Origin of the sequence: Traorella massiliensis, from assembly GCF_900104665.1 — a bacterium.
Lineage (GTDB): Bacteria > Bacillota_I > Bacilli_A > Erysipelotrichales > Erysipelotrichaceae > Traorella > Traorella massiliensis.
In genome coordinates, this window is sequence record NZ_LT629968.1 from 230,705 (window position 1) to 245,351 (window position 14,647).

8 protein-coding genes are annotated in these 14,647 nt (G+C 33.6%); all 8 read left to right on the forward strand.

What is annotated here, in order from left to right:
* Positions 1 to 8: 8 nt before the first annotated feature.
* The 8 genes from BQ5367_RS05625 (at position 9) to BQ5367_RS05660 (ending at position 14,622) form a co-directional block, all read left to right on the forward strand.
* The gene (locus BQ5367_RS05625) at positions 9 to 416 is read left to right on the forward strand and encodes a VanZ family protein (RefSeq protein ID WP_071441562.1); all 408 of its coding nucleotides are present in this window, start codon (positions 9 to 11) and stop codon (positions 414 to 416) included.
* A 72-nt stretch (positions 417 to 488) separates the two neighbouring features.
* On the forward strand, positions 489 to 1,199 hold the full coding sequence (locus BQ5367_RS05630; RefSeq protein WP_071441563.1) for an ABC transporter ATP-binding protein: 711 nt from the start codon (positions 489 to 491) through the stop codon (positions 1,197 to 1,199).
* Positions 1,192 to 2,772, forward strand: a complete 1,581-nt coding sequence (locus BQ5367_RS05635; RefSeq protein WP_071441564.1) for an ABC transporter permease — start codon at positions 1,192 to 1,194, stop codon at positions 2,770 to 2,772. Before BQ5367_RS05630 ends, BQ5367_RS05635 begins: the two co-directional genes overlap by 8 nt.
* A 95-nt stretch (positions 2,773 to 2,867) precedes the next feature.
* Positions 2,868 to 4,127, forward strand: a complete 1,260-nt coding sequence (locus tag BQ5367_RS05640; protein WP_071441565.1) for a hypothetical protein — start codon at positions 2,868 to 2,870, stop codon at positions 4,125 to 4,127.
* Positions 4,128 to 4,405: 278 nt separating this feature from the next.
* Complete coding sequence (locus BQ5367_RS05645) at positions 4,406 to 5,347, forward strand: sugar ABC transporter substrate-binding protein (protein WP_071441566.1); 942 nt, start codon at positions 4,406 to 4,408, stop codon at positions 5,345 to 5,347.
* Positions 5,344 to 6,807, forward strand: a complete 1,464-nt coding sequence (locus BQ5367_RS05650) for a sensor histidine kinase (protein ID WP_071441567.1) — start codon at positions 5,344 to 5,346, stop codon at positions 6,805 to 6,807. The genes BQ5367_RS05645 and BQ5367_RS05650 overlap by 4 nt, the downstream gene beginning before the upstream one ends.
* A gap of 11 nt (positions 6,808 to 6,818) precedes the next feature.
* Positions 6,819 to 8,303: a response regulator transcription factor gene (locus BQ5367_RS05655; protein WP_071441568.1), complete on the forward strand. Its 1,485-nt coding sequence runs from the start codon at positions 6,819 to 6,821 to the stop codon at positions 8,301 to 8,303.
* A 121-nt stretch (positions 8,304 to 8,424) separates the two neighbouring features.
* Positions 8,425 to 14,622 carry an alpha-N-acetylglucosaminidase TIM-barrel domain-containing protein gene (locus tag BQ5367_RS05660; RefSeq protein ID WP_071441569.1) on the forward strand — a complete coding sequence of 2,066 codons (6,198 nt, stop codon included), beginning with the start codon at positions 8,425 to 8,427 and terminating at the stop codon, positions 14,620 to 14,622.
* Positions 14,623 to 14,647: the final 25 nt, after the last annotated feature.

Genomic DNA, 14,647 nt, shown 5'->3' on the forward strand with positions numbered 1-14,647 from the left:
ATAAAATCATGAAAAGTAAAAAAATCTTTATTTTATTTTGTATATGGATATGTTTTATATGGGCTAATTCATTACTTCCGGCCACTCAATCAAGTGAATTATCAGGAGGACTGACATATCAATTGTATCACTTTTTACACTTACCTATTGATTTTGAACTGTTCCATACCTTCATTCGCAAATGTGCACACATTTGTGAATATGCCGTATTAGGAGGTTTAGCCCTCTTATCTTTTGGTTATCGGAAAAGAGGTCTTGGTATAAGTATCCTGGTTGCTTGCCTTGATGAAACGCTTCAGCTTTTTATTGAGGGAAGAAGCGGACAAATTAGTGATGTACTGATTGATAGCACTGGAATCATATGTGGTTTTTTTATTGCTTTTTTCTTTATGAAAAAATTATTTCATCAGGACTAACAAATTTGTCATTCTGGTTGTAAGCAAAACAGAAAAAGAATATACTGAGCATGTTCAAAGGGGGAGGATGTTATGTTAAGTATCCAAAATTTTTCTAAAAGTTATGATGATAAACTTGTAGTAAAGAAAATTAACCTGGAAGTAGAATCAGGTGAAATCTATGGCTTTATCGGTCATAATGGTGCCGGAAAAACGACAACGATCAAAAGCATTGCCGGTATTCTTGATTTTGATGAAGGTGATATTCTGATTAATGGAAAATCCATAAAAAAAGATCCTATTGCCTGTAAATCAATCATGGCCTATATTCCAGATAATCCTGAATTATATGATGGACTTTCAGGAATCAAGTATTTGAATTTTATTGCTGATATATATAAGGTCAGCAGTGAAAGAAGAATCGAATTGATCAAAAAATATAGTGAAGCATTCGAACTGGAAGCCAATCTGGGTGATTCTATTTCATCTTATTCGCACGGTATGAAACAAAAGCTGGCTATTATCGCAGCATTGATACATGAACCAAAACTGCTGTTATTAGATGAACCTTTTGTAGGTCTTGATCCAAAAGCAAGTCATATCTTAAAGATGATCATGCGTGAGATATGTGATCAGGGTGGCTGCATTTTCTTCTCTACACATGTTCTTGAAGTAGTAGAAAAGTTATGTGATCATGTTTGTATTATTAAAAATGGTGAGATCATCAAAGATGGTACGGTTGAAGAGGTCGTGGGTGATCAGTCATTAGAAGATGTTTTCCTGGAGTTAGCAGAACATGAGTAATTTATGGCTTTTGATGAAAATTCAGATCCAAGGCATTCTATTCAGAACGACCACACACCGTAATAAGAAAAAGAAGGCTGCAGGATTTGGTATGCTGATACTGCTGGCAGTAGTATTTATGTATATGTCAGTGGTATATGTTTCAGGAATGGTCATGGCATTTCCTGAAGGATATCAGTATATAGCTTTATATATCATGGGTATGGTAACAATATTTATGTTACTGATATTTGGCTATCAAAGTGCTGGCGGACATCTATTTGGATTTAAAGATTATGATCTGTTGATGTCGTTGCCAATAAAAAAATCAGAAGTTTTAGTAAGTAAATTCTTGTCATTTTTGGTTCTAGAATATTTTTATGGGTTCTTCTTATTAGCCCCATCTATTGTGATCGTAGGTATCGTATGTAAATATGGATTTATGTACTATGTATTGGGACTTGTTGCATGGCTGCTCATTCCTTTAGTACCTATGGTAATAGCGGCTCTTCTGGCATATCTGTCTATGTACATGGCTGGTAAATTTAAATATAAAAATCTTATGAATAATATTTTCTATATTATTCTGATGGGAGCTGTATTTGTCCTTATATTTGCTTATCAGAACCTATTAGGTCAAGAAGCAGGACAGCTTTTAGATTTACTATCTAATATTGAAAGATATCTTCCATTCATGTCTTTCTTATTTGATGGTATGGTATTTGGTGATCTATTGAAGTATCTTCTAGGTATTTTAATAAATGTAGCTGTATTTGGATTATTTGTAGGATTATTTTCAAAGAATTTCATGAAATTAAATTCACAGATTCAATCTGGATACAAAGTGAAAAACTTTAAACTTAGAGCAACAAAAGCGAATTCATCTTTTAAAGCTCTTTTCAATAAAGAACTGAGAACTTATTTCTCAAATACAGTTTATTTCATGAATACAGCAGTCATGCCAATCTTATTAGTAATCGGTTTTGCATATCTGTGTATTTTCATGAGAGAAGAAATGAATATCGTTCGGAATATGATGCCTGAAATCATCATGCCGGTATTCTGTGGAGCCATTTTATTATTAGCGTTGATGAGCTGTACGACGAACTCTTCGATATCACTGGAAGGCAAGAATTTTGATTCTTTGAAATCTTATCCTATTGATGTGATGGATATTTTTATGGCTAAGATGAGCGTGAATTGGCTCGTGATCATCCCTTGTGCACTCATATGCAGTGTGATGGCAGTCATCTTCTTGAACTTATCATTAGGTGATTTTCTATTATGTGTATTAACGACTTTGACAAGCAGCTTCTTTATCAGCTCTTTAGGATTGATCCTGAATCTGCATTTCTATCGTTTAGATTGGGATAATGCTGCTGTTGTTGTGAAACAGTCGATGCCGGTATGGATTACGACGATTGGCGGAATGGTCGTGGCAATTGGTATTATTTTCTTAGGCGTTCAATTAACAGAATATCTTTCAGCTACGATGATCGTTGTTTTGATGAATCTTGTGTTATTATTATTTGATATTGCTTTCTTTGTATATTTAAACAAAGGTGGAAGAAAACAATTTATGAAAATTCACTAAGAGGCGAAAAGCCTCTTTTTTTGAAAATTAATCCTTTTTTTCACATCAAAAAAAGTTATATAATTTAATTAGGAATTACAAATGGAAGTGATAATATGAGTAGAAATAGTGGCGGACGCAACAGTAAAAATTCTGACAATACACGTACTAGTAAAGGAAATCGAAGCAGCAGTGGTTCACGTAGCAGTGGCGGTTTAGGAAATAAACATTCCACTGGTGGATTTAGTGGAGGGGGACGAACCTCTGGAGGGTTTAGTGCGAGTGGACGTACATCAGGCAGAAGCTCATCTGCTGGAAATACTTCTTCACAGAAGCAGTCCACCAGTTCATCTTCAACAAGGCCATCTACTAATGAACGCCCAGCACCTGTAAGAAAACCTGATTCAGCACCTAAAGACAAAAAGATTCATACACCACCTAGAGATTATCATGAGCCGTCATTTCATCATCCCATAGAAGAGCCACCAGTGTCACAAAGTCGGGATAGTTATCATGTACCGCCACCAAGAGTTAGGCCACAGAAAAGGCCAAGAAAATCAATTCCAAAAAGACCAAGAAGGCAAATAAATGATAAGTATAATCTCAAGATTTTATTAAAAGTTTTCGGATATTTTTTACTCTTTTATATATTGGCCTCAATTTTAATGAACTTTCTTGGTTATACTCCTGCATCAACAGATGAAAACATTCCAAATAACACGACCAAAAGAGAACCTTTGCAAGGAATTGTAATGGAAACAGACTGGTATGAGGATGAACTAGGATGGATTCATGATGGTGATCTTCTAACAGATGGATTAGGATATTTCTATTCTGATACTGGCATACAACCGTATATTGTATTAATGGAAAGCGCAGATGAATTCTGGCAGGATTCTTTTCAATCACAGGCAGCTAGTGAATATTTAGAAGAATTGTATGATCAAAAATTCAGTGATGAAGGTCATATTATCCTTGCCTATTTTTCATCTTTAGATGATTCTGAAGAAGAAGTGAATGGAGAATTTTTATATTTAAGTGGTTCTGAAGCTGATAAGATCATGGATGAGGAAGCTTTGACAATTTTTTGGGCAAACTTCGAGAAAAATTATTATGATACTTCACTATCAATTGAAGAAATGATAGCAAATACTTTTGAAACCACCGCAAGATCTATTATGAATATGCCTATGACAGGTTGGGATGTCATAAAAGTGATGATCGTAATAGGAGGAGCTTATTTGATTATTCGCTTTTTATATAGAAAATTAAAAGCTAAAAATCAGAAGAAAGAAGAAAATACAGAAATGCTCTTGAATCAGCCATTAAAAACTTTTGGTATCGATACGACTGAATTGGAAGAGAAATATAGATAATGATTGAAATAGTAAAAACGTCTTTTAAGGCGTTTTTAGTATCATTATTCGTTATAAATTATGTTAGAATATAGGGTGTAATAAATATCGGTACTTTTACCTAGTAATAAAATATGATTAAAAAAAGAGAAAACATCCAATTTTCTCTTTCTATATATTTAAATTATACTGGAATGATAATGTACGATATATCGTTCAAATATTCAAAAGTTTAAAATAATACTGTATTTCTTAAAAATGTATAGAAAAAAAGCGTTAGTTTAAAGTGGGTGGTTATCATGAAAAAAATAGTTTTAATGATCATGATCCTGCTTCTGGCAGGATGTCAAAAAGAAATACCAAAAGCAGAAGAGGATTTTCGTTATTTTCTTTTCGCAACGCCTTTATCTGAGCATCCTATCTGGCTTCACAGCAAGGAAGGTTTTGAAGATGCATGCGAGGAATTAGATGTTATGTGTGACTGGATCGGGCCTAAGATTATTGATACAGAGACGATGGAAGAGGTTATTAAACAAGGCATCATTCAGAATGCTGATGGCATCATAACACAGGGTGTTGTATCTTCGGAGATTCTTGAAGAAGCAAAACAAAATAATATTCCAGTCGTATTAGTAGATTCAAATATGCCTGAAAGTGAGAAACTTGCTTTTTTCGGTAAAGACTTTACCAGACAGGCAGCAATGATCGTAGAAGAAACGGAAAAAAATCTAGGTAAAGAGGTTAAGCTGGTCGTAGCTATTCAAGTAGCAGAATTAGGTTTTGATATCGCAACGGATCAGATAGCAGAATTGGAAAAAGCATTGCAGAAGCATCCCGGAGGCTATGAGATCGTCAGTGTTACGGAATCCAAATCAGATGAAGTACGTGCCCAAAGCGAATGGATGCGTGTATTAGAAGAAAATCCGGAGATTAATCTTTCAGTTAGTTTTGCAGGAGAATCCGCACATGCTTGTGGTGAAATTGCTCATAATTTAGGAATTAAGGATCAATTGTTTGTCTTTGGGGTCGATGACATGGAAACGACGATCGATTATATAAAAAAAGGATATATTGATGCGAGCATCGTTACTTCGTTTTATCAGTATGGTTATGATTCTTTATATATGTTATATCAGTATAAAACAGAAAACAAAGTTCCTTCATCCGTGAATCAGCCAGTAGAATTACTTGTTGTAAATAAAGAAAATGCAGATACATATATGGAGGAATTAATGAAATGAGAAGTAAAAGTTATCGGCAACAGCTTTTATTTTATACGCTTGTTTCATTAGCATCTATTATCTTAGTTGTATTGATTCATGAATTTATTAATACACGACTGATTGATAAATATGACTCAGCATTCTCAATTTATGATGAAATGAGCCGATTTTATGATAATCAGAACCAGGCACACGAATCATTGAGAAACTATCTTTATACAAATGAAAGCTATATCTATGATGAATATGAAGGATATATAGAAAAAGCAAAAGAGAATTTAGAGCATATAACAGTTAGATTAGAAAATCAGGAAAATTTATGGCGATTTCAATTGCTTGAAAATATGGTGAATAATTACGAGAAAAATGTAACGATGATTCAGGTTGTGATGCAGGTTAAAAATGAAGAATATGATGAATATTATAATCGCTTAACTGAAATTAATAATGCGATCATTAAAACAAGTGATGAATATTTTCGTTTGCTGACAGATGAACTTGCGGAAGTAAGAAGTGATATTGATAGAGAGAGAAGTATTTTACAAGGAATTTCATGGGTTATCGTTCTTTTTTGTCTGATCATGATCAGCTGGTTAACTTACAGTATTTTTAGAAGTATTACTCGACCTATCAATGAAATCGTTCAAAATATTAATGAAATCAAGTCAGGAAATTATAATCTTCAAAAAATTGCCTCTGTGAATGATGAAATGAATATTTTATGTATAGCTTTACAAGATATGGCACTGACCGTTAAAAAAAATCAGGAAAATGAAAAAAGGCAGACGGAGCTTGAACGTAAACTATTGATCAAAGAAAATGAAAGCTTACGTAAGGATGAAATTCTTGCAAGCAGTGAGCTGAGATCTTTACAAAATCAGCTAAATCCACATTTCCTTTTTAATACGTTTAATATGATTTATCAGAAGGCTCTTGAAGAGAATTCCAAGAGTACGATTGAGATGATCGAAAAAATGACAGAGTGTATGCGATATACGTTAAGTAATCGAAGCAGAACAACGACTTTAGATATGGAAATTAATTTTATTCGCAATTATTTATTTATTCAAAGTAAACGTTTTGAAGATCGAATACAATTTGAATTCAATGTTGAAAAGAATGTACCGGATATAAAAATTCCATCAATGATCATTGAGCCATTGATTGATAATGCGATTCGCCATGGGTTATCTGATATGGAATCAGGTGGTGAGATTTCTGTCAATATTACGTTTGCAGATGATCATGTTTATATACGTGTAGAAGATAATGGTAAAGGTATGGATGTAGATGAAGTTGAAAAGCTGATTCTAAATAATTTTGAAAAAGATGATGAAAAATATGAAGATAGTTATGGATTATATAATCTGGCAAGGCGTTTAAAGATGTATTTTGGTGATGAGGCAGCCATTAATATCAGCAGTATGCCTGAATGTGGTTTTGATGCCCTGATCATATTACCGGCATCAATGAGTTAGGGGGATCTATTATGAATGTTTTGATCGTAGAAGATGAAAAAATTGAACGAGATGCATTAGTTTCTTTATTTTCGGAATATTTTTCTAAAAGAGTACAGCTTGTTACTTCTGTCAATAATGGGGAAAGTGCTTTAGAAGAGTTTGAGAGGAATAATTTTGAACTTGTTATTTCTGATATCAATATACCACGGATGAATGGTTTGGAACTCCTTCGTGCAATCAAGACACAAAAACCAAAGACACGCTGCATTATCTTAACTTCTTATGATTATTTTGAGTATGCTCAGGAATCTATTCGTATTGGAGTGGATGATTTTATATTAAAACCAGCGAAAAAACAAGACATTTGTAATCGTATCGAAAAGATGATGGATATGATCGAAGAAGAATCAAAAGGAGAAGGGATTTCACTTTCTTATCATTTAAGACAAGTACAGTCTATCTTACAAAGTGATTTATTATATGCAATTCTTTATAATGATTCTGAAAAAAATATTCAGCGTTATTTTAAGATCTTACATATGAATGTGAAGAATGCTGTCTGTTTCTGTATCAAAAGAAAGGAAACAGATATTGATGGGCTTGATAAAGTGGTTTCTATCTTAAAAGAATCAGGTTATATCTGTATCTTTGAAACTTATTTTGATAATTTAGTTGTTTTTGTGTTCTATGATGAGATCATACCCCATCAAAGCGTTGTATTTATCTATAATATGTTTATAAAGTTATGTGCCAATAAAAGTGTGATTGGTGTAGGTAAAGTAAAAAGTAAATGTTCCGAGTATTATGATTCATTCAAAGAAGCTTTAGGAAATATCAATAATAGCGTTGCTTTTCAGGAAGAAAAAAGCAGTGTATCTGTCAATGAGGAAATGTTGAAAATCATTGATGAGATTGAAGAAGCAATTAAAGTTGGGAATGAAAATATTTCTACGAATATTTCTAAGAAAATCTATGATCAGCTTTTAGTTTATGATCGTAAAGATGCGAATACGATATTAGAAAACTTCTTTTATACTTTTATGGAACGTATGGAAAAATATGATCATGCTTTAGATAAAGACAATTTACAAAAAGAATTAAAAAGAATATCACAGGCTCAGAATATTCGTGATATCTATATTCAGTTAACATATTTAGTGAAAAGTATGATCGATCCTATCATTTACAGTACAAAGAAAAATACTCATCACTTGATCAAAGAAGCTTATAAGTATATTGAAAAGAAATATCGTTATCCGATCGGATTAAATGATGTAGCAGCACATTTAGATGTGACACCACAATATATCAGTTCTTTATTTACTAAGTATACAGGAAAGAACTTTACTTATGTACTTTCTGAATATCGTGTTAATAAAGCGAAAGAGTTATTGGATCAGGGTGCTAAGATCAAAGAAATTGCATCACTTGTAGGTTTTCAGAATCAGAATTACTTCACAAAAGTATTTAAGAAAATAACCGGGGTTACTCCTAGTGAGTATAAAAATGAGTAATGTAGTGAAAGTAATTTAAAATATAACTATAATTCTTAAAAAAAAGCTAAAAGATTTTTGTATAGTATGGATATAAGAAAAATAAATGTTCTTATAAAACGTAAAAGTAAGGAGGGCAAATATGAATCTATGTTTGAATTTTAAGGAAGACTTAAAAAAAGTCATAAAATTAGGATTATGTTTTATGATGATTTTTTCCTGTTTTACTGCTAGAGAAATTCATGCAGTAAATGAAAATACAAATGAATATCAGATTACAGAAGATGCTTATATTCGTAATGGGAATAATTCATCAAAGAACTATGATTTTGAGAATATTACTAAGGATCATAGTTCTGATTATGTAGGATTGGATTATAAAGTCATCAATTTTAAAAATGGCGGTGTTAATTCACAAATAATAGGATTGATGAAACTGCCTCTGCCTACTCAGCAGGAAATAGAAGAAAATGGATATAATACTTATGAATTTGTATTTAACATTTTTAAGAATCCAGATTATGGAAATGGTCCTCAAACCTATCATTTTTACTATACAACAGATACAGGATGGTCGGAAAATGAGATTACCTGGAATAATAAACCAGACAGTGTTGATATAGAAGGAGAAAATCTTTTATTTGACTTTACAGTGGCTAAAGATTTTAGATATGAAACACTCACAGATGAAGAAAAAAGAATTACTGTGGATGTTAGCGATACCATTGAAAAGCTTGTAAATGAAGGTACCAGTGCAATTACGATTTTTGTCGTTGCGGAAGAGGAAAAAAATACTTCTTTGATGATTCATAGCAAAGAGAGTGGTAACGATGGCATTTATAGAGGCGCTAAATTAGTAGCATCTGTAAATCAGGAAGCTGAATATGTAGTTACTGAAGATGCTTATGTACGTCAAAGCAAATCAACGACGAATTATAATTATGAATCTATAGGGTCTGGCCATGGTGATCAGTATGTTGGAAAAAATATTAGAGCGTTAAGTTCTAAATACCAGAGTAGTGAAGAAATTTTTACTTTATTAAAGTTTAATTTGCCATCTAGTGAAGATTTAGAGGTATATGATAAATTTGAGCTAGAATTTAATATCTTTAAAAATCCAGGTTATAACACAAATCCAACACAAACTTATCAGTTCTTTTATACAACTGATACAAACTGGGATGAAACTACACTTACTTGGAACAATAAACCTGAATCAGTAAATCGAAATTCATCTAATTTAATGGGAACTTTTACGATTGAACAAGGTGATGAGTATGAAATTAAAACAGATGCGGAAAAATTAGTTCGTGTAGACATTACTCATGCAGTTGAGAAATTGGTTGATGAAGGTGTTACAAAAGCTACTTTCTTTATTACTGGGCAAAATTCTTCTGGAACATCTTTGATGATTCATGATCGTACGAGTGGTTCAGTATCTACAGATGTCAATGGTGATAAAGGAGCTAAAATTATTGCTTCAAAGACAGGAATCACATTGGATTCTTTAAAAGGGTTGATTGAAGAATGTAAACTGATTTCTTCAGATAATTATTCAGAGGATAGTTATTCTGCTTTACAGAGTGCAATTAGTGAAGCAGAAGCATATGTACAGACAAATCCGACAGACGCAAGAAAGATTCGTGATATGTATATTAATCTTGAATCAGCTAAAAATGCATTGGTTAGTACATCAGATCCTGATGATACAGATAATGTTGCATATCAAAAACCAACAAGAAGCAATCTTTCAAAAGATCAGACAGTATATGTTAATGATGGAAATAATCAAACACAATGGACAGGAAAATTTTATCCGTCATATGTCGATGTTGATTTAATGGATACTTATGATATTGAGGACATAGTACTAAATTTCCCTGAAAACAAAGTCATCTATTATACATTGTATGGAAGTAATGATGGAAAAAATTATGATGAAATATTTCAGCACCATAGTGATGAACCTAAAACAGCTGAAGGTGATGTTATTTCTGTAAGTGGTTGCCAATACCGCATTATTCGAGTTTATTTAGAATATACAAAAGGCGATGTAAAATCTTATTTATCTGAAATTCGTGTTCATGGTACAAAAACAAATACGAATACTGAAGAGTTGCGTAAAGGTACTTTTGAAGAGATAACAGGAATTCAAGCATATGAAGATACAGAATACGCAGCACCAATTACACAAGAAGAAACAATTGAAAATGTTTATGGTATCATTGATCGTACTATAGGAGCCGAATATAGAGATTGGTTTACATTTGAAATTGCTCCAAACACGGAAAATGATTATGATTATTTCGAACTGAGTGATGTTAATGGTAAGATTCATATTAAAGGTAATGAAGGATTATCTTTAACAACAGGATTGAATTACTATTATAAAAATTATGTAAATGTTCAGATTTCTGAACAAACAATGCAGGTAAATATGCCTGACAGTATTGTTCCAATTGGTACCACAGTCCGCAAGGAAACACCAATAGAAGTGCGTTATGCATTTAACTATTGTACATTAAGTTACACATTTGCATTCTTTGGGGAGGAAGAATGGCAGAGAGAAAATGACTGGCTGGCATTAAATGGAGTTAATGTTGTTCTTGATTTGGCAGGCCAGGAAGCCACATGGATCAAATTCTTAATGAATTTTGGATACTCATTTGATGATGCGAAAGACTGGTTAGTAGGCCCGGGATATGAAGCATGGCAATTTATGCAAAATATGGAAGTATTTGGCGGACCTCTTCCTGATGGATATGTCATTGACCGTGTTGAATTAGCAAGATCGACTCAACGCTGGAAAAGGTCGTTAGGAATGGATACTGTATTGCAGGGCTACGCAGGAATGGTACCGACTAATTTTACAGATTTTTATGATGTTGATGTTACGGTACAAGGCAGTTGGGGCGGATTTGATCGTCCATCAATGATCGCAACTGATAGTGAAGCTTATGATTTGTTTGCTGAGAAATTTTATGAAGCTCAGAAATTTGTCTATGGCGATACCACAGATTATTATGCAGTCGATCCATTCCACGAAGGAGGAAGAAGACCATCAGGATTAACTGATGATGTGATTTCTAAAGAAGTTCTGGAATCTATGCTTAAATATGATCCGGATGCAGTCTGGACCGTTCAAGGCTGGCAATCAAATCCAACAGATAAATTGCTTGAAGGTATGGGAGAATATCGTGAAGATCATGTTTTAGTGGTTGATTTAATTAAATATCCGTTGCTTTCAAGTGGGGAAGCTCAGTATAAGAAGAATGAATTCCAAGGTACTAGCTGGGCTTGGTGCTTATTAGGCAATTTTGGTGGCAACCCGACAATGAACGGTGAAGTTGAAACAATGGTAAATGATATTTTAAGTGCTAAGAAAAATTCAAAACATATGAAAGGAATTGGAATTATTTCGGAAGCAACTTATGATAATCCAATGATTTATGATCTTATCTTTGATCTTGCATGGGTTGATGAAAATTTTGACTTAAATGCATGGGTAAAGAAGTATATTCAAAGAAGATATGGTGCAACTTCAACGAATGCTGAATATGCATGGAACCTAATTATTGATGCGAATTATGATTATGGTGTTCGATTGACTCCTGAAATTTTAGGTTTGAGAACAGGAGGAATACCAGCTAAATTAGGAAAGAAAACTATTGGATATGATACATCAGATTTAGAAACTGCCTTACGTCTATTACTTGAAGATTTTGATACATTTAAAGATAGTGAAGGTTATCGCTATGATTTAACTGAAATTATGCGTCAGGTAGCTAGTAATTATATTACTTTGAAGTATCATGAAGTAATTGATGCTCGTGATTCTAAAGATTTAGAAGCATTCCAAAAAGTAAAAGAAGAATTTTTGAATGCCTTTGATGTGCTTAATGAAGTTACAGGAACACAGCAGGACTGGTTAGGTGGAGAATGGATTGGAAAAGCTGAAGATCGTGCAGAAAATTATGATGATTTCTCAATGTCAGCATTTAAAATGAATGCAAAATCTTTAATTACTACTTGGGGAAGTACGACAGATGCATTGATTGATTATGGCTTTAGAACATATGAAGGAGCATTCAACGATGTTATCAAAGCCCGCTGGGTTGAATACCTTGATCAAGTAGAAGCAAATATTAAAGATGGAACTCCAATTACAGTGCCAACTTCTACTTCAGGATATGCATCATTCTATTGGAAATGGGTTATCGGAGATCAGGATTATACTCGTGAAGCCAAAGATACACCGGAAGACTTGAAGAGAGTAGCGGATCGTGTATTAGAAGAATGCGTATTTACAGGTGAGTTAGATCCGAATATTGGCAATGTTGCATTGAATCGGAAAGTTCAGAGTCGTGATGTTGAAAGTGGAAAAGCTTCTCAGGTAAATGATGGCATGATTGATACAAGTGTAGTTTTAAGTGGCAATCATCCAGAATTGACCGTTGATCTGATAGCTGAATTCCAGCTTTCAAAAATTCAGGTTATTCTTGATGGTACTGATAATAAAGCATATCAGTATGAAATATATGGAAGTACTGATGGAAAAGAATGGCATCTTATCGCTCAAAAAGATGATGATAGTATCGCAACTGATGAAGGAGTAACACATGAAATTACAAGTTCAACAGATCGATATATTAAAATTGTGGGTACAGGAAATTCATCTGATCAGACATTGGTAATCAAGGAAATTCGTGCATATGGTGAGCGAAGACTTCCGGAGTTAGAAGCACTTCAGAGATTAGTTGATTATGCAGAAACAATCGAGAAAGGAATAAATAGCGATACTGATTATGCACAGTTCCAGAAAGCTTTAGAAAATGCGTATGCAGCTTTAGAAGAAACATCTCCTGACACAGTAAATACGGCTTATTGGAATTTGTATGATGCAATTGTTGAATTAAATATTAGTGATGTTCACAATGTTGCTTTAAATAAGCCAACTGAGGCTTCAAATGATCCGGATGGTCATTCAGAAGGAATGGTTGATGGAACAACATCAACGAATTGGAATTCAGGACGCTTAAGTATTCCAGGTAAGCCATATGATCATGATACTTTATTACCAGGTGAAAATATCATTGATTTAGAAGATGTTTATAATATCAATGAGTTGAGAATTTATTTTGGAAGTTCCTCAATTTGGTATAACTATGAAATTTATGGTAGTCTTGATGGAGAAAAATGGGAAAAACTTGCTGAGAAAACAACCCAGACACTTCCAAATGAAGATGAAGATGTTCACGTAATTGAAACTGGACAGTATCGATATATTAAACTCTTGACAACGAATGTTCAAATTGGAAGTGACGACAGAAGAAATAATGTCAATGTTACAGAACTTGAAGTCTATGGATATGAAGTAGCTGATACCACTCAATTAAAGGCTAAGATAGAAGAATTAGAAAAGCTTGATGAATCATTGTATACAAAGGAAAGCTGGGAAAATCTGAAGGAAGAATTGAGTTATGCTAAGGAAATTGCAGAAGACCAGTATTCAATGCAGTCAGATGTAACAGATGCTTTAGGATATTTGAATGATGCACAGCTGAATTTAGTCTATAAATTCGCTGATTACACAGCTTTGAATTCTGCAATATTAAAAGCAACGAGCTTAGATAAGAACTTGTATAAAGATTTCTCAGCGGTAGAAAAAGCATTGGATGCAGTTATTCCGGATTTAGATATCACACACCAGGAAGAAGTGGATGCAATGGCAAAAGCTATCGAAGATGCCATCAATGCTCTTGAGTACAAAGATGCTGACTACAGTAAGGTCAATGATGCAGTTACAAAGGCTAATGGGCTGAACAAAGATCTTTATAAGGACTTCTCAGCAGTAGAAAAAGCATTGGAAGCAGTCAACCCTGATTTAGATATCACTCAACAGGAAGAGGTAGATGCCATGGCAAAAGCTATTGAAGATGCCATCCGTGCTCTTGAATATAAAGATGCTGATTACAGTGCTGTAGAGAAGGCAAAGGAAAAAGTACCAACAGATCTAAGCATCTATACAGAAGAATCAGTGAAAGCATTAAATGATGCACTGGCAGGTGTAGTAGAAGGCAAGAACATCACTGAACAGGAAGAAGTGGATGCGATGGCTAAAGCGATTGAAAATGCAATCAATGGACTTGTGAAGAAGGATACAGGAAATAGTGATAAACCAACAGAACCGACAACACCGACTGATCCTGAAACACCATCAGAACCGGAAGGACCAAATACAAGTGACAATTATCAAGTTGCAGTATTTGCAGGACTGATGATTCTGAGTGCAGGAGTACTTGCATTCGTACTTTTCAAAAGAAAAAGGGATGTAAAATAACGTATAAGAGTTAGTTGAATGACTA